Below are 20,277 nucleotides of genomic sequence, written 5' to 3' on the forward strand. Positions count from 1 at the left end.
GTCATGAGCCAAGCACTGCAACGCATTGATGAAACCCGCGACGCCTTGATCGACGCGCTGGCCGAACGTAACTGGGACGCCATCGGCGAACTGGATATGGGCTGTCGCAGTGTGATCGAGGAGGTGCTGAGCGAAGCGCCGGTGGACGAGGATGCGTTGCGAGAGAAACTGGAGAGCCTGCTCGCGGTTTATCAGAAGTTGCTGGAAGTGACGACCGGCGAACGCCAGGCGATTTTCGAAGAGATGTCGCAGATCAACCAAGCGAAAAAGGCGTCAAAGGTTTACCATCTGTTCGGTTGAACGGGCGCAGTTAATCCGAACGGCGCGTCATATATTTGACTGTGCCAGCATTTTTGACTTAACTAGTGCTGTTTTCAGATTTCAGACGTCTAGTAAGTAAGAAGTCTTACAAGCGTCTAGATTGCCCTCACTCTGGGGCAGAGCGTTTACTAGGGAAGTTGCTATTGCATGTGGCGTGAAACCAAAATTCTGCTGATTGATGACGATAGCGTCCGTCGCCGCGACCTGGCGGTGATTTTGAATTTTCTTGGCGAAGAAAATCTGCCCTGCGGTAGCCACGATTGGCAGCAGGTGGTCAGCTCATTGTCATCGAGCCGTGAAGTCATTTGTGTGCTGATCGGGACGGTAAACGCTCCTGGTGCAGTTCTGGGCTTGTTAAAGACACTGTCAACCTGGGATGAGTTCCTTCCGGTGTTGCTAATGGGCGATATTTCTTCTGTCGACCTGCCGGAAGACCAGCGCCGCCGTGTACTTTCCACCCTGGAAATGCCGCCCAGCTATAGCAAATTGCTCGATTCCCTGCACCGCGCCCAGGTCTATCGCGAGATGTACGACCAGGCCCGCGAACGCGGTCGACACCGTGAGCCCAACCTGTTCCGCAGCCTCGTCGGCACCAGCCGTGCGATCCAGCACGTGCGCCAGATGATGCAGCAAGTGGCCGATACCGACGCCAGCGTGCTGATCCTCGGCGAGTCCGGCACCGGCAAGGAAGTGGTCGCGCGCAACCTGCACTATCACTCCAAGCGCCGCGACGGGCCCTTTGTGCCGGTCAACTGCGGGGCAATTCCTGCAGAGCTGCTCGAAAGCGAACTGTTCGGCCATGAGAAGGGCGCCTTTACCGGAGCCATCACCAGCCGTGCCGGGCGTTTCGAACTGGCCAACGGCGGCACCCTGTTCCTTGACGAAATCGGCGACATGCCACTGCCGATGCAGGTCAAGCTGCTGCGCGTGCTGCAAGAACGCACCTTCGAGCGCGTTGGCAGCAACAAGACCCAGAGCGTGGACGTGCGCATCATCGCGGCCACCCACAAGAACCTCGAAAGCATGATCGAGGTCGGCAGCTTCCGCGAAGACTTGTACTACCGCCTCAACGTCTTCCCGATCGAGATGGCCCCGTTGCGTGAGCGCGTGGAAGACATCCCGTTGCTGATGAACGAGCTGATCTCGCGCATGGAGCACGAAAAGCGCGGCTCGATTCGCTTCAACTCCGCCGCGATCATGTCGCTGTGCCGCCACGGCTGGCCGGGCAACGTCCGCGAACTGGCCAACCTGGTGGAGCGCATGGCGATCATGCACCCCTACGGTGTGATCGGCGTGGTCGAGCTGCCGAAAAAATTCCGTTACGTCGACGATGAAGACGAGCAGTTGGTGGACAGCCTGCGCAGTGACCTGGAAGAACGGGTCGCCATCAACGGGCATACCCCGGACTTCGGTGCTACCGCCATGTTGCCGCCGGAAGGCCTGGACCTGAAGGACTACCTGGGCAACCTGGAACAAGGGTTGATCCAGCAGGCCCTCGACGACGCCAACGGCATCGTCGCCCGTGCCGCCGAGCGCCTGCGCATCCGCCGAACCACCCTGGTGGAGAAGATGCGCAAGTACGGTATGAGTCGTCGAGAAGGTGATGAACAGGCAGATGATTGACGCCTGTTTTTCAAGCCACTGTTTTATAGGTGGTTTTTTTTAGGCACGGGTATTGCTACAGCCCTCGCAACGTTCCGTTTAACTGACGGTCAGCCAAGCGAGAGAGCATGATGCCCCACGCCGCCCAACTAACTTCGGTCCCTGATCTCCAGAGACTTGTCCCGTCTGTAGAGCAACAGAGCCGCCAGGGCCTGGAGCAGGCGTTTTCGCTGTTCAACCAGATGTCCAGCCAACTGACTGATTCCTACAGCCTGCTGGAGGCTCGGGTCTCCGAGCTCAAGGGTGAGCTGGCCGTGGTCAGTGCCCAGCGCATGGAAGAGCTGGCCGAGAAAGAGCGCCTGGCCAACCGTCTGCAAAACCTGCTCGACCTGTTGCCCGGCGGCGTGATCGTCATTGACGACCAGGGTCGCGTGCGCGAAGCCAACCCGGCCGCCTGCGACATGCTCGGCCTGCCGCTGGAGGGCGAGTTGTGGCGTGAAGTGATCACCCGCTGCTTCGCGCCGCGCGAAGACGACGGTCATGAAATCTCCCTCAAGGACGGGCGCCGCCTGTCCATTGCCACCCGCTCCCTGGACGCCGAGCCCGGCCAGCTGGTGCTGCTCAACGACCTGACTGAAACCCGTCACCTGCAAGACCAGTTGGCGCGGCATGAGCGGTTGTCGTCCCTGGGGCGGATGGTCGCTTCTTTGGCGCATCAGATCCGTACGCCGTTGTCGGCCGCGTTGATCTACGCCAGCCATTTGACTGATGAGCAATTGCCCGCGGCCACCCAGCAGCGTTTTGCCGGGCGCCTCAAGGAACGCTTGCATGAACTGGAGCACCAGGTGCGCGACATGCTGGTGTTTGCCCGCGGCGAATTGCCGCTGACCGACCGCATCACGCCGTCGGGGTTGATGCAGTCGTTGCAGGCGGCGGCAGCCACCCATATCCAGGAAGCCAATGTGCGCTGGCAGTGCGACAGCCACCTCGGCGAGTTGCTGTGCAATCGCGACACCCTGGTGGGCGCCTTGCTCAACTTGATCGAAAACGCCACCCAGGCCAGCGGCCCCGGCGCACGGCTCAAGGTGCACTTGTATACGCGCGAGCAAACCCTGCGCCTGTGTATCAGCGACAGCGGCAGTGGCATCGAGCCGGCGGTGCTGCGGCGCCTGGGTGAACCTTTTTTCACCACCAAGACCAACGGCACGGGCCTCGGCCTGACCGTGGTCAAGGCAGTGGCGCGGGCTCATCAGGGAGAATTGCAGCTGCGTTCCCACCTGGGGCGCGGCACCTGTGCATTGATGACCTTGCCGCTGTTTGTCAGCGCGGCAAGCGCGGAGTAAAGAGCAATGGCTATCAAGGTTTTATTGGTGGAAGACGATCGCGCCCTGCGTGAGGCATTGGCTGACACGCTGCTGTTGGCGGGCCATGACTACCGGGCGGTCGGTTCTGCCGAGGACGCCTTGGAGGCCGTCGAGCAGGAGTCCTTCAGCCTGGTGGTCAGCGACGTGAACATGCCTGGCATGGATGGCCACCAGTTGCTCGGCCTGCTGCGTGCGCGTCAGCCGCAGTTGCCGGTGTTGCTGATGACCGCCCATGGCGCGGTGGAGCGGGCGGTGGACGCCATGCGCCAAGGGGCGGCGGACTACCTGGTCAAACCATTCGAACCCAAGGCGCTGATCGAACTGGTCGCCCGGCATGCCCTGGGTGTGATCCCGGCCACCGACGGCGAAGGTCCGATTGCCTTCGAGCCGGCCAGTGCCCAATTGCTGGAGCTGGCGGCCCGCGTGGCGCGCAGTGACTCCACGGTGTTGATTTCCGGCGAGTCCGGCACCGGCAAGGAGGTACTGGCGCGCTATATCCACCAGCAATCCAGCCGCGCCAAGCAACCGTTTATCGCCATCAACTGCGCCGCGATCCCCGACAACATGCTCGAAGCGACGCTGTTCGGCCATGAAAAAGGCTCGTTCACCGGCGCCATCGCGGCCCAGCCCGGCAAGTTCGAGCAAGCCGACGGCGGCACCCTCCTGCTCGACGAAATTTCCGAAATGCCCCTGGGCCTGCAAGCCAAGTTGCTGCGGGTGTTGCAGGAGCGTGAAGTGGAGCGGGTCGGCGCACGCAAGCCGATCCAGCTGGATATCCGTGTGATCGCCACGACCAACCGCGACCTCGCGGGCGAAGTGGCGGCAGGGCGTTTCCGTGAGGACTTGTTCTATCGGCTTTCGGTGTTCCCCCTGGCCTGGCGCCCGTTGCGCGAACGCCCGGCAGACATCCTCCCGCTGGCCGAGCGGCTGCTGAACAACCACGTCAAAAAAATGAAGCACGCCCAGGCGCGGCTGTCGGCCGATGCCCAGGCCTGCTTGATCAGCTACCCATGGCCCGGCAACGTGCGGGAATTGGACAACGCAATCCAGCGCGCGCTGATTTTGCAGCAGGGCGGCTTGATCCAGCCTCAGGATTTCTGCCTGGCCATGGGCAGTGGCGCCGCGCCGCTGCCGAGCCTGGCGCCCGCTCCGGTCGTCGCCGAAGCCGAGTCTGCCGGTGCCCTGGGTGACGACCTGCGGCGCCGCGAATTCCAGATGATCATCGACACCCTGCGTGCCGAGCGCGGCCGGCGCAAGGAGGCTGCCGAACGCCTGGGCATCAGCCCGCGCACCCTGCGCTACAAGCTGGCGCAGATGCGCGATGCTGGTATGGACGTGGAAGCGTATCTTTTTGCCACCTGATCCGTAACGAGACTGACAAGGTTTGTCGCCTTTTCTTACGAGTTGCTACAGAGCTGGCACCCTTGTTGCTACCTCCCCAGTAATCGCTGCGTAGTGTCAAAAAATTGCGGGTTGTCGGAGAGAAGGTCATGAGCCAGGGTATTGAGTTCAATCGGTTGATGTTGGATATGCGCTCCATGCAAATGGATGCCATGGCTCAGCCGAAATCCGTCGCGCCAGCGCCGGAATTGGGCCAAAGCAGTTTCGCCGATATGCTCGGCAAGGCAATCAATAAAGTCAGCGATACCCAGCAAGCCTCCAACCAGTTGGCCACCGCGTTCGAGATCGGCAAGAGCGGCGTGGACCTCACCGATGTGATGGTCGCCTCGCAAAAGGCCAGCGTTTCGTTCCAGGCGTTGACCCAGGTCCGTAACAAGCTGGTGCAAGCCTATCAAGACATCATGCAGATGCCGGTTTAAGGACGAGATTTAAGTCATGGCAGAAGCAGTCGTGGACAACGTACCCGCCAAGGCAGACGGCAAACCGCCGCTGTTTGGCCTGTCGTTCCTGGAAAACCTCTCCGAAATGACCATGTTGCGTCAGGTGGGCCTGATGGTCGGCCTGGCAGCCAGCGTGGCGATTGGTTTTGCCGTGGTGTTGTGGTCGCAGCAACCTGATTACCGTCCGCTGTATGGCAGCCTGGCCGGCATGGATTCCAAGCAGATCATGGAAACCCTGGCCGCCGCCGACATCGCCTACACCGTCGAGCCCAACTCCGGCGCCTTGCTGGTCAAGTCCGATGACGTGGCCCGTGCGCGCATGAAGCTGGCCGCCGCCGGCGTGACCCCGTCCGACAGCAATATCGGTTTTGAAATCCTCGACAAGGACCAGGGCCTGGGGACCAGCCAGTTCATGGAGGCCACCCGCTACCGTCGTGGCCTGGAAGGCGAGCTGGCGCGTACCATCTCCAGCCTGAATAACGTCAAGGGTGCCCGCGTGCACCTGGCGATCCCGAAGAGCTCGGTGTTCGTGCGTGACGAACGCAAGCCCAGTGCCTCGGTGTTGGTCGAGCTGTTCTCCGGCCGCTCCCTGGAGCCTGGCCAGGTGCTGGCGATCATCAACCTGGTGGCCACCAGCGTTCCCGAATTGAGCAAGTCGCAGATCACCGTGGTGGACCAGAAGGGCAACCTGCTGTCCGACATGGCGGAAAACTCCGCGCTGACCCAGGCCGGCAAGCAGTTTGACTACAGCCGCCGCATGGAGAGCATGCTCACCCAGCGCGTGCACAATATTCTGCAGCCGGTGCTGGGCAACGACCGCTACAAGGCTGAAGTGTCGGCCGATGTGGACTTCAGTGCCGTCGAGTCGACCTCCGAGCAGTTCAACCCGGACCAGCCGGCCCTGCGCAGTGAGCAGTCCACCAGCGAACAACGCACCGCCAGCAATGGCCCGCAAGGTGTGCCGGGGGCCCTGAGCAACCAACCGCCGTCGCCGGCCTCGGCGCCGCAAACCACGGGCGGCGCTGCGGCGACCGCGGGCGCCATCGCCCCAGGCCAGCCACTGCTGGACGCCAATGGCCAACAGATCATGGACCCGGCCACCGGCCAGCCAATGCTCGCGCCTTACCCGGCGGACAAGCGTAACCAGTCCACCAAGAACTTCGAACTCGACCGCTCCATCAGCCACACCAAGCAACAGCAGGGCCGGATCAATCGCCTGTCGGTGTCGGTGGTTGTGGATGACCAGGTCAAGGTCAACGCTGCTGACGGTGCTGTGACTCGCGCGCCGTGGAGCGCCGACGAATTGGCGCGCTTCACTCGCCTGGTGCAGGACGCTGTCGGTTTCGACGCCAGCCGGGGTGACAGCGTCAGCGTGATCAACATGCCGTTCTCTGCCGAGCGCGGCGAAGTCATCGCCGACCCGGCGTTCTACACCCAGCCGTGGTTCTGGGACATCGTCAAGCAAGTGTTGGGTGTGCTGTTCATCCTGGTGCTGGTGTTCGGTGTGCTGCGTCCGGTGCTCAACAACATCACCGGCCATGGCAAGAAACAACTGGCCGCCTTCGGTGGCAGCGACGTCGAGTTGGGTGGCATGGGCGGCCTGGACGGTGAACTGGCCAACGACCGTGTCAGCCTCGGCGGCCCGCAAAGCATCCTGTTGCCTAGCCCGAGCGAAGGCTATGACGCTCAGTTGAACGCAATCAAGAGTCTGGTGGCAGAAGACCCGGGCCGTGTGGCCCAGGTCGTGAAAGAGTGGATTAACGCAGATGAGTGATAATCGAGCCGCCGTTGCCAAGCTCACCAAGGTCGACAAAGCCGCAGTCCTGCTGCTGTCCCTGGGTGAAACCGACGCCGCCCAAGTGCTGCGTCACATGGGGCCCAAAGAGGTTCAGCGCGTGGGCGTGGCCATGGCGCAGATGCGCAATGTGCACCGTGAGCAAGTCGAACAGGTGATGAGCGAGTTTGTCGAGATCGTCGGCGACCAGACCAGCCTGGGCGTCGGTTCCGACAGCTACATCCGCAAGATGCTCACCTCGGCCCTGGGCGAAGACAAGGCCAACGGCCTGATCGACCGCATCCTGCTGGGCGGCAACACCAGCGGCCTCGACAGCCTCAAGTGGATGGAACCGCGCGCCGTGGCTGACGTGATCCGCTACGAGCACCCGCAGATCCAGGCGATCGTGGTGGCGTACCTCGACCCGGACCAGGCCGGTGAAGTGCTTGGCCATTTTGACCACAAGGTCCGGCTGGACATCATCCTGCGCGTGTCGTCGTTGAATACCGTGCAGCCAGCGGCGCTGAAAGAACTCAACACGATTCTCGAGAAGCAGTTCTCGGGCAACTCCAATGCCTCGCGCACTACCCTGGGTGGTATCAAGCGCGCGGCCGACATCATGAACTTCCTCGATAGCTCGGTCGAAGGCCAGTTGATGGACTCGATCCGCGAGATCGACGACACCCTGTCCGGCCAGATCGAAGACCTCATGTTTGTGTTCAACAACCTCTCCGATGTCGACGACCGTGGCATCCAGGCGTTGCTGCGTGAAGTCTCCTCCGACGTGCTGGTGCTGGCCCTCAAGGGCTCGGACGAAGGCGTCAAGGAGAAGATTTTCAAGAACATGTCCAAGCGCGCCTCCGAACTGTTGCGCGACGACCTGGAAGCCAAGGGCCCGGTGCGCGTCAGCGACGTGGAAACCGCCCAGAAGGAAATCCTCACGATTGCCCGCCGTATGGCCGAAGCCGGAGAAATTGTTCTCGGCGGGAAGGGCGGCGAAGAAATGATCTAAGGCGCCCCACATGTCGAGCAAAGATGAGACGCCCAGCGATCTGATTCGCGCGCGGGACGTGGGCGGGTTCGACATCTGGTCGTTGCCCAGCTTCGACCCGCACGTGCCGGAACCCGAGCCTGAACCGGTCGAGGAACTGCCGGCGGAAATGGAAGAAGTGCCGCTGGAGGAAGTCCAGCCGCTGACCCTGGAAGAGTTGGAAAGCATCCGCCAGGAAGCCTACAACGAAGGCTTTGCCGCCGGCGAAAAAGACGGCTTTCGCAGCACCACCCTCAAGGTGCGCCAGGAAGCCGAGGCCGCGTTGAGCGTCAAGTTGACCAGCCTGGAACGCCTGATGGGCAGCCTGTTCGACCCCATCGCCGAGCAGGATTCGCAGATCGAAAAAGCCATGGTCGGCCTGGTGCAGCACATCGCCCGCCAGGTGATCCAGCGCGAACTGGCGCTGGACTCCAGCCAGATCGAGGGTGTGATGCGCGAAGCCCTCAAGCTGCTGCCCCTGGGCGTCGGCAATGTGCGGCTGTACATCAACCCGCAGGATTTCGAGCAGGTCAAAGCCCTGCGCGAGCGCCACGAAGAAACCTGGCGCATCGTCGAAGATGCGGCGTTGCTGCCCGGTGGTTGCCGTGTCGAGACCGAGCACAGCCGCATCGATGCCACGGTGGAAACCCGCATCAGCCAGATCATGGCCAAGCTCTTCGATCAACTCCACGAACAAGCCCTGCACCCGGCCGAGCCTGACCTGAGTGTTGAGCTGGACGCCTCCGATGCGCCTTGATCGCACCAGCTTCGCCAAGCGCCTCGGCGGTTATGCCGAGGCCACCGAGTTGCCCGGCCAACCGATCCTTGAAGGGCGCCTGTTGCGCATGGTCGGCCTGACCCTCGAAGCCGAGGGCCTGCGGGCCGCCATGGGTAGCCGCTGCCTGGTGATCAACGACGACAGCTACCACCCGGTGCAGGTCGAAGCTGAAGTGATGGGCTTCTCCGGCAACAAGATTTTCCTCATGCCTGTCGGCAGCCTGGCGGGCATTGCCCCCGGCGCCCGCGTGGTGCCGCTGGCCGATACCGGTCGCCTGCCCATGGGCATGAGCATGCTCGGCCGCGTGCTCGACGGTGCCGGTCGCGCGCTGGACGGCAAGGGCGGCATGAAAGCCGAGGACTGGGTGCCGATGGATGGCCCCACCATCAACCCGCTCAACCGCAACCCCATCAGCCAGCCGCTTGACGTGGGCATTCGCAGCATCAACGGTTTATTGACGGTCGGTCGCGGCCAGCGCCTGGGTCTGTTCGCCGGTACCGGCGTGGGTAAATCGGTGTTGCTCGGCATGATGACCCGCTTTACCGAGGCCGACATCATCGTGGTGGGGTTGATCGGCGAGCGGGGCCGGGAAGTGAAGGAGTTCATCGAGCACAGCCTCGGTGAAGAGGGCCTCAAGCGCTCAGTGGTGGTCGCCTCGCCTGCGGACGATGCGCCGCTGATGCGTTTGCGCGCCGCCATGTACTGCACGCGCATCGCCGAGTATTTTCGCGACAAAGGCAAGAATGTCCTGTTGCTGATGGATTCGCTGACACGTTTCGCCCAGGCCCAGCGGGAAATCGCCCTGGCCATCGGCGAGCCGCCGGCCACCAAGGGGTATCCGCCGTCGGTGTTCGCCAAGCTGCCCAAGCTGGTGGAGCGCGCCGGTAACGCCGAAGCGGGCGGGGGCTCAATCACCGCGTTCTACACCGTATTGTCCGAAGGCGATGACCAGCAGGACCCGATTGCCGACTCGGCGCGGGGCGTGCTTGACGGCCACATCGTGCTGTCGCGGCGCCTGGCGGAAGAGGGGCACTACCCGGCCATCGATATCGAAGCGTCGATCAGCCGGGTGATGCCGTCGGTGGTCACGCCGGAGCATATGGCGCGCGCCCAGCAGTTCAAGCAACTGTGGTCGCGCTATCAACAGAGCCGTGATTTGATCAGCGTCGGCGCCTACGTGGCCGGCGGCGATCGTGAGACCGACCTGGCGATCGCCCTGCAGCCGCAGTTGGTGACCTACCTGCGCCAGGGCCTCAACGACAACATCAGCATGGGTGAAAGCGAAGCGCACCTGCAATCCATCTTCGCCCCCGCGCCAGGCGGCTAAGCCATGGCCAGTAGTCGCTCGTCACGTCTGGCCCCGGTGGTGGAGATGGCTGAAAAAGCCGAGAAAACCGCCGTGCAGCGCCTGGGTTACTTCCAGGGCCAGGTGCGCCTGGCGGAAAGCAAACTGGGCGACTTGGAGCGCTTTCGCGGCGAGTACCAGCAGCAGTGGATCGAGCGCGGCACCAAGGGCGTGTCCGGGCAGTGGCTGATGGGCTACCAGGGCTTTCTCAACCAGCTTGAAACCGCCGTCGGCCAGCAGCGCCAGAGCCTGGCCTGGCACCAGAACAACCTCGACAAGGCCCGCGAGAGCTGGCAAGCGGCCTATGCCCGGGTAGAAGGGTTGCGCAAGCTGGTGCAGCGCTATATCGATGAAGCGCGGGCCATTGAAGACAAGCGCGAGCAGAAGCTGCTCGATGAGTTGTCCCAGCGTCTTCCCCGCCAATCACCATTCTGACGGTCGCCATCGGGCGCAAGCCCCCTCCTACATTTGATTGGCAATGTTGCCCACATCCGGTTCACCTGCTACACCTTGTGTCTATGCCAATGACAAGGAAGCAGTCGTATGTCAGTCATGTCAGAAGTATCCCTGGATGGGAAGAAGTTGACGATCGCTATCAAGGGCCGGTTCGATTTCGGCAGCCATCAGGTGTTTCGTGACGCCTATGAGCGTTTCTACAAGGTGCCTGAGCTGTATGTGGTCGACCTGAAAGACACCACCTACATGGACAGCTCGGCACTGGGCATGCTCCTGCTGCTCAGGGACCATGCCGGCGGCGACGACGCGGAAGTCCAGGTGATCAACATCAACTCCGACGTGCGCAAGATCCTCGCCATTTCCAATTTCGACAAACTGTTCGATATCAGTTGAGCGTCCTGGCCCCCGTCCTCGAGGCGCTGACCATCCTGATCGCCGAGGACAGCGCCGCCGACCTGCTGCTGCTGTCGACCATCATTCGGCGCCAGGGCCATCAAGTCCTCACGGCCAGCAATGGTGAGGAAGCGGTCGCGGTGTTTAACCGCGACCGCCCGCAGTTGGTGTTGATGGATGCACTGATGCCGGTGATGGATGGCTTTGAAGCGGCGCGCCGGATCAAGCAGCTGGCCGGCGAAGCACTGGTGCCCATCATCTTCCTCACTTCCCTGCGCCAGAGCGAAGCCCTGGCCCAGTGCCTGGATGCGGGCGGCGACGACTTCCTGCCCAAGCCTTACAACCCGTTGATCCTGTCGGCCAAGATCAACGCCATGGACCGCCTGCGCCGCCTGCAAGCCACGGTGTTGCAGCAGCGCGACTTGATCGCCAGGCACCACGAGTACCTGTTGCACGAGCAGCGGGTGGCCAAGGCGGTGTTCGATAAAGTCGCCCATTCCGGCTGCATCAATGCCGCCCCGAATATTCGCTACCTGCAATCGCCTTACGCGCTGTTCAACGGTGACCTGCTGCTGGCGGCGTATACGCCGTCGGGTGATATGCATGTGCTGCTCGGCGACTTTACCGGCCATGGCTTGCCGGCGGCGGTGGGCGCCATGCCGTTGGCCGAGGTGTTTTATGGCATGACCGCCAAGGGCTACGGCCTGGCGCAGATCCTGCGCGAGATGAACGCCAAGCTCAAACGCATCCTGCCGGTGGACATGTTCTGCTGCGCCACCCTGTTGTGCCTGAGCACGCAGCGGCGGGCGGTGGAGGTGTGGAACGGCGGCATGCCCGAAGGCTATGTGCACGACATCGCCACTGGGCGGCGCACGCCACTGCTGTCCCGGCATTTGCCGCTGGGGGTGCTGTCAGCGCAGGCGTTTGATGATCGCACCGAAGTCTGGCCCATGGCCCTGGGCGACCGCGTGTTTCTGCTGTCGGATGGCGTGCTGGATACCGCCGATGCCAATGAACAGTTGTTCGGTGTCGAGCGATTGCAGCAGGTGTTCGCGTCCAATCGCGAGCCCGAGCGGCTGTTCGAAGACATCGAGCAGGCGTTGGCGGCGTTTCGCGGAGAGGCGCGGGACGACGTCAGCCTGGTGGAAATTACCCTGCAAGCGGATCCGCCGTTGCGTGCGACGGGGCTGTTATATGCCGACAGCGGCCAATCGTGCCCGTTGGACTGGTCGGTGAGTTTTGAATTTCGCGCCGAGACCCTCAAGCGCTACAACCCCTTGCCCTATCTGCTGCAACTGTTGCTGGAGATCCACGGCCTGCGGGAGCGGAGCGGGGCGCTTTACACGGTGATGGCCGAGCTGTATTCCAACGCCCTGGAGCACGGCGTGCTGGGCCTGGACTCGCGGCTCAAGCGCGATGCCCAGGGGTTTGCGCAGTATTATCGCCAGCGCAATGAGCGCTTGGCGCACCTCAACAGCGGCTACGTGCGTGTGCACGTGCAAGTGTCGCCCACCGCCGCGGGGGGCAAGATGACCCTGCGCGTCGAAGACAGTGGCCCTGGGTTCGATGTGGAGCAGGTGCTGGCGCGGCCGCTGGATTTCGACCGTCTGTCTGGCCGTGGCCTGAGCCTGGTGCGCCAGTTGAGCAGCGCGATAGGCTGGTCCGATGGCGGGCGCAGTGTCTGCGTGGAGTTTTCCTGGGAGGCTCTGGCATAATCCGCCGATTCTTGATCAAGGAGCGAACAAGTGGTTGAGGTTCATCTGGACCCAGACGTGTTGTCGGGTTTGCAGGAAATCATGGAAGGCGACTATCCCAAGCTGCTCGATACCTTTCTTGACGATTCGCAAAAGCGCGTCGAAGCGTTGCGCAAGGCACGCGATGATGCCAAGGCATTGGGCCGCATTGCCCACAGCTTCAAGGGCAGCAGCGGCAACCTGGGGGCGGTACGCTTGGCGCAGTTGTGCCAGCGGCTGGAGGCCGAGTCCGTCGAGGCCGCGGCGGACCTGGGGGCCTTGGTCGACCAGATCGATCATGAGTTTGCGCTGGTCAAGCCGCTGTATGAGTCGGAGCGCCAGCGTTTTCAGATGTGATGAGCGTTGTTGCCCAGGGTGAGGGGAACGATCAAGGCGTCCTTTGCAAACCTGGCCCGACTCTTGCTGTATGTCTTTTACTGCATCTCCGATCCCCATGCAGTGGAGACCTTTACCTATGCCAGTCGCCCCTAATTCGCTCCTACAGGCTGCCCCTGCGGCCAAGGCTCAAGCGCCCGCCGCCAATCCACCGGCAGTGGCTGCGGACCCACGGGACAAGGGCCCTGGCTTCGCTCAAGTGTTCGCCAGCCAGGCGTCGAAACCGACGGTCAAGGCCGACGATAACGCGCCAAAACCCACGCGGGACAAGCCTTCCGACAACAGCGCCAAACCGGTCGCGAACAACGATAAGCCTGCCGCCAGCAACGACAAACCTGCCGCCAGCACGCCAGCGGTTGCCGATAGCGGCAATTCCTTGCCTGCCACCGTACCGGCCAAGTCCAGTGACAGCACGAGCAGTGACGGCGACAAGCCCACTGATCCGACACTGGCGCAGCAGCCTCCAGTCGACCCGGTGGTCGACCCGGCCTTGATTGCCACGGTCACCCCGGTTGTGGTGCCGGTACCGGTACTGGCGCCGGTGGAAACGCCGGCGCCGGCGCCTGTTGCCGCTGCCAAGGATGACAAGGCCCAGCCCGTGGTCGCCGCACCCGTCGCCGCCACCGATCAGCCCCAGCCACCGGCTTTCGACCCCGAAGCCGACCCCCTCGACGCCATGCCGGCCGTGCGCCTGGCGATGGAGCAGGGCGGTCATGTGTCGGCCAGCAGCCAGACACCGGCGAAAACCGCACCGACTACGACTCAGGATCAACCGACCGCTGCACAGAGCTTTGCCGCTGGCATGGCCAATATGGTCGACCAGCAAGCCACCAAGGACAGCACCGACCAGGGGGGCGACAAAGCCTTCAGCGGGCTCATCGAAGGCGGCCTCAAGGACCTGAAGAACGCCAGCAGCGATACGCGTGTCGATGATTTTGCCAACCGCCTGGCCGCACTGACCCAGGCCGCCACGCCGAAAACCGCCAACGCCTTGCCGCCGGTGGCCAACGCACCGTTGGCCATGCATCAGAGCGGCTGGACAGAAGAAGTGGTCAACCGCGTGATGTACCTGTCCAGCGCCAACCTCAAGTCGGCGGAAATCCAGTTGCAGCCGGCTGAGCTGGGGCGCCTGGATATCAAGGTCAACATGACGGCGGACCAGCAGGCCCAGGTGACGTTCATGAGTGGTCACGCCGTGGTGCGTGAGGCGCTGGAAAGCCAGTCCGGCCGTCTGCGGGAGATGTTTGCCCAGCAGGGCATGGGCCAGGTGGACGTCAACGTGTCCGACCAGTCCCGTGGCTGGCAGGGCCAGGGCCAGGAACAACAGCAGCAGAACCAGGCGCGCGGCGTGAGCGGCGGCGGCGGCCGGGGTGACGGCAGCGACTTGACGGATCACGCCGAGGTGGCCGCGGCCGTCGCGCCGGTGACCCAGACCGTGGTCGGCTCCAGCGCCGTCGATTACTACGCCTGATGTAAGTCTGGCATAGGACAAAATGTGGGAGGGGGCTTACCCCCGATGAGGGTGTGTCAGTTCATCCATCAGTTGACTGATACACCGCTATCGGGGGCAAGCCCCCTCCCACACTTGATTTGTGGTGTTCCCTCGTCTGCGTCCAGCCAGACAACTCTGGCATAACACTTGCTCTTGCCTTTCCGAAGATCTATGAATCCCCGAATAGTGACGGATTATTGGCATGGCGAAGAGCGACGACGCAGCAACAGCACCCGCAGGCAAGGGTAAGGGCAAGCTCAAGCTTATCCTGGTGATTGTCCTGGGCCTGCTCCTGGCCATTGGCGCCTCTGTGGGCGGCACCTGGTACATCATGCACAGCAGTGCAAGCAAACCGGCACCCGCCGCCGAAACCGCCAGTAACGTCAAGCAACCGGCAATCTTCGAGCCGATGCTTCCGGCCTTTGTCGCCAACTTCAACCAGAACGGCCGTCAACGCTACCTGCAGGTGAGCATCACCTTGCTGGCGCGCAACCAGGCCGACCTGGATGCCCTCAAGGTGCACATGCCCGTGATCCGCAACAACCTGGTCATGCTGTTCTCCGGGCAGAGCTTCGACGCCCTGGCCACCCCGGTGGGCCAGGAAATGCTGCGCCAGAAGGTCACCGCCAGCGTGCAGGAAGTGGCCCAGAAGGAGCTCGGCAAAGTGGTGATCGAGCAGGCGCTCTTTACTAATTTCGTATTGCAGTAGGATCACGACATGGCCGTGCAAGACCTGCTGTCCCAGGATGAAATCGATGCGCTGTTGCATGGCGTGGACGATGGTCTGGTACAGACCGAAACGGCTGCCGAGCCCGGCAGCGTCAAAAGTTATGACCTGACCAGCCAGGATCGCATCGTCCGTGGACGCATGCCGACCCTGGAGATGATCAACGAACGTTTTGCCCGCTACACACGTATCAGCATGTTCAACATGCTGCGCCGCTCGGCGGACGTGGCGGTAGGTGGCGTGCAGGTGATGAAGTTCGGTGAATACGTGCATTCGCTGTACGTGCCCACCAGCCTCAACCTGGTCAAGATCAAGCCGTTGCGCGGCACCGCGCTGTTCATCCTCGACGCCAAGCTGGTGTTCAAGCTGGTGGACAACTTCTTCGGCGGCGACGGCCGTCACGCCAAGATCGAAGGCCGTGAATTCACCCCGACCGAACTGCGGGTGGTGCGCATGGTGCTGGAGCAAGCCTTCATCGACTTGAAGGAAGCCTGGCAGGCGATCATGGAAGTCAATTTCGAGTACATCAACTCGGAAGTGAACCCAGCCATGGCCAACATCGTCGGCCCCAGCGAAGCCATTGTGGTGTCCACCTTCCACATCGAACTCGATGGCGGCGGCGGCGACCTACACGTGACCATGCCGTACTCGATGATCGAGCCGGTGCGCGAAATGCTCGACGCCGGTTTCCAGTCCGACCTGGACGACCAGGACGAACGCTGGGTCAAGGCCCTGCGCGAAGACCTGCTCGACGTCGACGTTCCCCTGAGCGCCACCGTGGCCCGTCGCCAGTTGCGCTTGCGCGATATTTTGCACATGCAGCCAGGCGATGTGATTCCAGTGGAATTGCCGGAAGAAATGATCATGCGCGCCAATGGCGTGCCGTCGTTCAAGGTCAAGCTCGGTTCCCACAAGGGCAACCTGGCGCTGCAAGTGGTCGAGGCGATCAACCGTCGCTGAGCCACCCCGATTGATGCACCCCCATTTATGAATGTTTGCTCCGCCGAGGACATGTAATGGCTACCGAACACGAAAGCACTTCCGCCGAAGACCAGGCCCTGGCCGACGAATGGGCTGCGGCCCTGGAAGAAACCGGTGATGTCGGCCAGGACGATATCGACGCATTGCTGGCCGCTGACGCCGCCACCGCGCCGGCCGGCAAGCGCCTGCCGATGGAAGAGTTCGGCAGCGTGCCGAAGAACAACGAGCCGGTGACCCTCGATGGCCCGAACCTGGATGTGATTCTCGATATCCCGGTGTCGATCTCCATGGAAGTGGGCAGCACCGACATCAACATCCGCAACCTGCTGCAACTCAACCAGGGCTCGGTGATCGAGCTGGACCGCCTGGCCGGCGAGCCGCTGGACGTGCTGGTCAACGGCACCCTGATCGCCCATGGCGAAGTGGTGGTGGTCAACGAAAAGTTCGGCATCCGCCTGACCGACGTGATCAGCCCGAGCGAACGCATCAAGAAGTTGCGCTGATATGAAACGGCTGATGGTGGGACTGTTAGTCGCGCTGCCATTGGCGACCTGGGCCGCCGAGCCGGTGGCCCAGGCCGCCGTTGCGCCGGTGGGCGGTGGCGTCGGCGGGCAACTGACCCAGCTGGTGCTGGGCCTGTTGCTGGTGGTCGGCTTGATCTTCGTGCTGGCCTGGCTGATGCGCCGTGTGCAGAACATCGGCCCGGGCAATGCCCAGGTCATCGAGATGATCGGCTCGCGCGCCCTTGGCCCACGTGATCGGCTGGTGCTGGTGCAGGTGGGCGAGGAGCAGATTCTGCTGGGCATTACCCCCGGCCGCATCACCCCGCTGCATGTGCTCAAGACCCCGGTGAACGTGGACGCGTCCCAGCCCGCCACGCCAGAATTCGCCCAGCGCTTGATGGAGTTGCTGGGCAAGGATCAGAAGGATAAGAAGTAATGCGCGTTTTATTGACGCTCATGCTGTGGCTGGTCGCGCCACTGGCGTTGGCCGCCGACCCGTTGTCGATCCCGGCGATCACCCTGGGTACCAACGCGGCCGGAGCCCAGGAGTATTCGGTCAGCCTGCAGATCCTGCTGATCATGACCGCGCTGAGCTTTATCCCGGCGTTTGTCATGCTGATGACCAGCTTTACGCGGATCATCATCGTCTTCTCGATCCTGCGCCAGGCCCTGGGCCTGCAGCAGACCCCTTCGAACCAGATCCTCACCGGCATGGCGTTGTTCCTCACGCTGTTCATCATGGCCCCGGTGTTCGACAAGGTGAACCAGCAAGCCCTGCAGCCCTACCTGGCGGAGAAAATGACCGCCCAGGACGCGATCGACAAGGCTCAGGGCCCGATCAAGGACTTCATGTTGTCGCAGACCCGCTCCAGCGACCTGGAGTTGTTCATGCGCCTGTCCAAGCGGACCGACATCGCCACCCCGGACCAGGCGCCGCTGACCATCCTGGTGCCGGCGTTCGTCACCTCTGAACTGAAGACTGCGTTCCAGATCGGCTTCATGATCTTTATCCCGTTCCTGATCATCGACCTGGTGGTGGCGAGCGTGCTGATGGCCATGGGTATGATGATGCTGTCGCCGCTGATTATTTCGTTGCCGTTCAAGATCATGCTGTTTGTGCTGGTGGACGGCTGGGCGCTGATTATCGGCACGTTGGCCAGCAGTTTCGGCGGAGTGTAGCGACATGACTCCAGAAGTAGCGGTCGACCTGTTCCGTGAAGCGCTGTGGCTGACCACCATGATGGTGGCGGTGCTGGTCGTGCCGAGCCTGTTGGTTGGCCTGCTGGTGGCGATGTTCCAGGCCGCGACCCAGATCAACGAACAAACCTTGAGCTTCCTGCCGCGCCTGCTGGTGATGCTGATCACGCTGATCGTCGCCGGCCCGTGGCTGGTGCAAACCTTCATGGAATACATCCTGCAGCTGTATGGCAGTATTCCGCAGTTGATCGGCTGAGCCCATGCAATCGCTGCTGGCCTTGACCGATACCCAGATCAGTACCTGGGTGGCGTCCTTCATCCTGCCGCTGTTTCGCGTCACGGCGGTGCTGATGAGCATGCCGGTGTTCGGGACTACCCTGGTGCCACGCCGCATCCGCCTGTATTTCGCCGTGGCGATTACCGTGGTGCTGGTACCCGGCCTGCCGCCGATGCCGCCGGTCAATGCGTTGGACCTCAGTGCGCTGATGCTGATTGCCGAACAGATCCTGATCGGCTCGCTGCTTGGCTTCTCCCTGCAACTGTTCTTCCAGGCGTTCGTGATTGCCGGGCAAATCATCTCGATCCAGATGGGCATGGGCTTCGCCTCCATGGTCGACCCCACCAACGGCGTGTCGGCGGCGGTGATCGGACAGTTCCTGACCATGCTGGTGACCTTGCTGTTCCTGGCCATGAACGGCCACCTGGTGGTGTTCGAGGTGCTGACCGAAAGCTTCACCACCTTGCCGGTGGGCTCGGGGTTGGTGGTCAATCATTTCTGGGAACTGGTGGGGCGCCTGAGCTGGGTGTTGGGCGCATCGCTGCTGCTGGTGTTGCCGGCCATCACCGCGCTGCTGGTGGTCAACATCGCGTTCGGCGTGATGACCCGCGCGGCGCCGCAACTGAACATCTTTTCGATTGGTTTCCCGTTGACCCTGGTGCTGGGCATGGGGATTTTCTGGGTCGGCATGGCTGACATTCTCAATCAGTATCAACCGCTGGCGACCGACGCCCTGCAGTTCTTACGTGATCTGGCACGGGCGCGCTGAGCCATGGCCGAGAGCGAGAGTGGCCAGGACAAAACAGAAGACCCCACGGAGAAGCGCAAAAAGGACTCCAGGGAGAAGGGCGAGATTGCCCGTTCCAAGGAGCTCAACACCGTTGCGACCATGATGGCCGGGTCCGGCGCCTTGCTGATCTATGGCGGCGGCCTGGCGCTGGACCTGATGGAGCTGATGAAACTCAACTTCACCTTGCCCCGTGAAGTACTCCTTAGCCCCGGCGCCATGGGGCAATACCTGCTGCATTCAGGGAAGATCGCGATCCTGGCGGTGCAACCGATCCTGATCACGTTGCTGCTGGCTGCGCTGATCGGTCCGGTCGCCCTGGGCGGCTGGCTGTTCGCCGCGAGCAGCATGGCGCCCAAGTTCAGCCGGATGAACCCGGCAGCCGGGCTCAAGCGCATGTTTTCCAGCAAGGCCCTGGTGGAACTGCTCAAGGCCCTGGCCAAGTTCATCCTGATCCTGTTCGTGGCGCTGGTGGTATTGTCCTCCGACATCGACGACCTGCTGCGCATTGCTCATGAACCGCTGGAGTCCGCGATCATTCACAGCGTGCAAGTGGTGGGCTGGAGCGCGCTGTGGATGGCCGCAGGGTTGATCCTGATCGCCGCGGTGGATGCGCCGATCCAGTTGTGGGAAAGCCACAAGAAACTGCTGATGACCAAGCAGGAAGTGCGCGACGAGCACAAGGACCAGGAGGGCCGTCCTGAGGTCAAGCAACGTATTCGCCAGCTGCAACGCGAAATGTCCCAGCGCAAGATGATGGCCGCGGTGCCCGACGCCGACGTGGTCATCACCAACCCGACCCACTACGCCGTCGCGCTCAAGTACGACCCGGAGAAAGGCGGCGCGCCGATGCTGCTGGCCAAGGGCAGCGACTTTACCGCGCTGAAAATCCGCGAAATCGCCGTGGCCAACGACATCCTGCTGCTGGAGTCGCCGGAGCTGGCGCGGTCGATCTTCTACTCCACCGACCTCGACCAGGAAATCCCCGCCGGGTTGTACCTGGCCGTTGCGCAGGTGTTGGCGTATGTCTACCAGATCCGCCAATACCGCGCAGGCAAGGGCAAGCGCCCTGATCCGCTCAAGGACCTGCCGATCCCGCCAGACCTGCGCCGGGATTCTTGATCACATTCTCTGTGGCAAGCCGGCCTATTGTGGCAAGCAGGCTGACTGTGGCAAGCAGGTTGACTGTGGCAAGCAGGTTGGCTGTGGCGAGCGGGCTTGCCCTAATGCCGTTCAGTTAAGCGTACATCGCCTTCTGTAGGAGCGAGCTTGCTCGCGAA

The 20,277-nt window shown here is 62.4% G+C and carries 22 protein-coding genes; all 22 read left to right on the top strand.

Going from position 1 to position 20,277, the window contains the following annotated elements; translation table 11 throughout:
* Nucleotides 1-3 precede the first annotated feature (3 nt).
* Nucleotides 4-300: a flagellar protein FliT gene (gene fliT / locus AC1Q6I_RS03910; RefSeq protein ID WP_102624215.1), complete on the top strand. Its 297-nt coding sequence runs from the start codon at nucleotides 4-6 to the stop codon at nucleotides 298-300.
* A 168-nt stretch (nucleotides 301-468) separates the two neighbouring features.
* Nucleotides 469-1,944 carry a sigma-54 dependent transcriptional regulator gene (locus AC1Q6I_RS03915; protein ID WP_024076718.1) on the top strand — a complete coding sequence of 492 codons (1,476 nt, stop codon included), beginning with the start codon at nucleotides 469-471 and terminating at the stop codon, nucleotides 1,942-1,944.
* Between the two features lie 110 nt (nucleotides 1,945-2,054).
* The gene (locus AC1Q6I_RS03920) at nucleotides 2,055-3,266 is read left to right on the top strand and encodes a sensor histidine kinase (RefSeq protein WP_102624218.1); all 1,212 of its coding nucleotides are present in this window, start codon (nucleotides 2,055-2,057) and stop codon (nucleotides 3,264-3,266) included.
* A gap of 6 nt (nucleotides 3,267-3,272) precedes the next feature.
* Nucleotides 3,273-4,649: a sigma-54-dependent transcriptional regulator gene (locus AC1Q6I_RS03925; protein ID WP_024076716.1), complete on the top strand. Its 1,377-nt coding sequence runs from the start codon at nucleotides 3,273-3,275 to the stop codon at nucleotides 4,647-4,649.
* Nucleotides 4,650-4,777: 128 nt separating this feature from the next.
* Nucleotides 4,778-5,107, top strand: a complete 330-nt coding sequence (gene fliE / locus AC1Q6I_RS03930) for a flagellar hook-basal body complex protein FliE (RefSeq protein ID WP_024076715.1) — start codon at nucleotides 4,778-4,780, stop codon at nucleotides 5,105-5,107.
* A 16-nt stretch (nucleotides 5,108-5,123) separates the two neighbouring features.
* On the top strand, nucleotides 5,124-6,902 hold the full coding sequence (fliF, locus tag AC1Q6I_RS03935) for a flagellar basal-body MS-ring/collar protein FliF (RefSeq protein ID WP_024076714.1): 1,779 nt from the start codon (nucleotides 5,124-5,126) through the stop codon (nucleotides 6,900-6,902).
* Nucleotides 6,895-7,914: a flagellar motor switch protein FliG gene (gene fliG, locus AC1Q6I_RS03940; RefSeq protein WP_010563975.1), complete on the top strand. Its 1,020-nt coding sequence runs from the start codon at nucleotides 6,895-6,897 to the stop codon at nucleotides 7,912-7,914. Before fliF ends, fliG begins: the two co-directional genes overlap by 8 nt.
* Nucleotides 7,915-7,924: 10 nt before the next feature.
* Nucleotides 7,925-8,689: a flagellar assembly protein FliH gene (gene fliH, locus AC1Q6I_RS03945; protein WP_024076713.1), complete on the top strand. Its 765-nt coding sequence runs from the start codon at nucleotides 7,925-7,927 to the stop codon at nucleotides 8,687-8,689.
* On the top strand, nucleotides 8,679-10,037 hold the full coding sequence (fliI, locus tag AC1Q6I_RS03950) for a flagellar protein export ATPase FliI (protein WP_024076712.1): 1,359 nt from the start codon (nucleotides 8,679-8,681) through the stop codon (nucleotides 10,035-10,037). Before fliH ends, fliI begins: the two co-directional genes overlap by 11 nt.
* A 3-nt stretch (nucleotides 10,038-10,040) precedes the next feature.
* Entirely contained in the window at nucleotides 10,041-10,490 is a 450-nt protein-coding gene (fliJ, locus tag AC1Q6I_RS03955) for a flagellar export protein FliJ (RefSeq protein WP_024076711.1), read from the top strand.
* A gap of 108 nt (nucleotides 10,491-10,598) precedes the next feature.
* Complete coding sequence (locus tag AC1Q6I_RS03960) at nucleotides 10,599-10,904, top strand: STAS domain-containing protein (RefSeq protein ID WP_024076710.1); 306 nt, start codon at nucleotides 10,599-10,601, stop codon at nucleotides 10,902-10,904.
* Complete coding sequence (locus tag AC1Q6I_RS03965) at nucleotides 10,901-12,619, top strand: ATP-binding SpoIIE family protein phosphatase (RefSeq protein WP_024076709.1); 1,719 nt, start codon at nucleotides 10,901-10,903, stop codon at nucleotides 12,617-12,619. The genes AC1Q6I_RS03960 and AC1Q6I_RS03965 overlap by 4 nt, the downstream gene beginning before the upstream one ends.
* A 30-nt stretch (nucleotides 12,620-12,649) precedes the next feature.
* Nucleotides 12,650-12,994 carry an Hpt domain-containing protein gene (locus AC1Q6I_RS03970; protein ID WP_024076708.1) on the top strand — a complete coding sequence of 115 codons (345 nt, stop codon included), beginning with the start codon at nucleotides 12,650-12,652 and terminating at the stop codon, nucleotides 12,992-12,994.
* Between the two features lie 118 nt (nucleotides 12,995-13,112).
* A complete protein-coding gene (locus AC1Q6I_RS03975; protein WP_102624216.1) occupies nucleotides 13,113-14,504 on the top strand; it encodes a flagellar hook-length control protein FliK in 1,392 nt (463 codons plus the stop codon).
* Between the two features lie 223 nt (nucleotides 14,505-14,727).
* The gene (fliL, locus tag AC1Q6I_RS03980; RefSeq protein ID WP_024076706.1) at nucleotides 14,728-15,234 is read left to right on the top strand and encodes a flagellar basal body-associated protein FliL; all 507 of its coding nucleotides are present in this window, start codon (nucleotides 14,728-14,730) and stop codon (nucleotides 15,232-15,234) included.
* Between the two features lie 9 nt (nucleotides 15,235-15,243).
* Nucleotides 15,244-16,212, top strand: a complete 969-nt coding sequence (gene fliM, locus AC1Q6I_RS03985; RefSeq protein ID WP_024076705.1) for a flagellar motor switch protein FliM — start codon at nucleotides 15,244-15,246, stop codon at nucleotides 16,210-16,212.
* 56 nt (nucleotides 16,213-16,268) lie between these two features.
* Entirely contained in the window at nucleotides 16,269-16,736 is a 468-nt protein-coding gene (gene fliN, locus AC1Q6I_RS03990; RefSeq protein ID WP_024076704.1) for a flagellar motor switch protein FliN, read from the top strand.
* A 1-nt stretch (nucleotide 16,737) separates the two neighbouring features.
* Nucleotides 16,738-17,172: a flagellar biosynthetic protein FliO gene (gene fliO, locus AC1Q6I_RS03995; RefSeq protein ID WP_102624217.1), complete on the top strand. Its 435-nt coding sequence runs from the start codon at nucleotides 16,738-16,740 to the stop codon at nucleotides 17,170-17,172.
* A complete protein-coding gene (fliP, locus tag AC1Q6I_RS04000; protein ID WP_024076702.1) occupies nucleotides 17,172-17,915 on the top strand; it encodes a flagellar type III secretion system pore protein FliP in 744 nt (247 codons plus the stop codon). The genes fliO and fliP overlap by 1 nt, the downstream gene beginning before the upstream one ends.
* Nucleotides 17,916-17,919: 4 nt before the next feature.
* A complete protein-coding gene (fliQ, locus tag AC1Q6I_RS04005; protein ID WP_003214552.1) occupies nucleotides 17,920-18,189 on the top strand; it encodes a flagellar biosynthesis protein FliQ in 270 nt (89 codons plus the stop codon).
* Nucleotides 18,190-18,193: 4 nt separating this feature from the next.
* Complete coding sequence (fliR, locus tag AC1Q6I_RS04010) at nucleotides 18,194-18,979, top strand: flagellar biosynthetic protein FliR (RefSeq protein ID WP_024076701.1); 786 nt, start codon at nucleotides 18,194-18,196, stop codon at nucleotides 18,977-18,979.
* 3 nt (nucleotides 18,980-18,982) lie between these two features.
* Nucleotides 18,983-20,119: a flagellar biosynthesis protein FlhB gene (gene flhB, locus AC1Q6I_RS04015; protein ID WP_024076700.1), complete on the top strand. Its 1,137-nt coding sequence runs from the start codon at nucleotides 18,983-18,985 to the stop codon at nucleotides 20,117-20,119.
* The last annotated feature ends 158 nt before the right edge of the window (nucleotides 20,120-20,277 follow it).

It is taken from the genome of Pseudomonas sp. MPR-R2A5 (genome assembly GCF_058793055.1).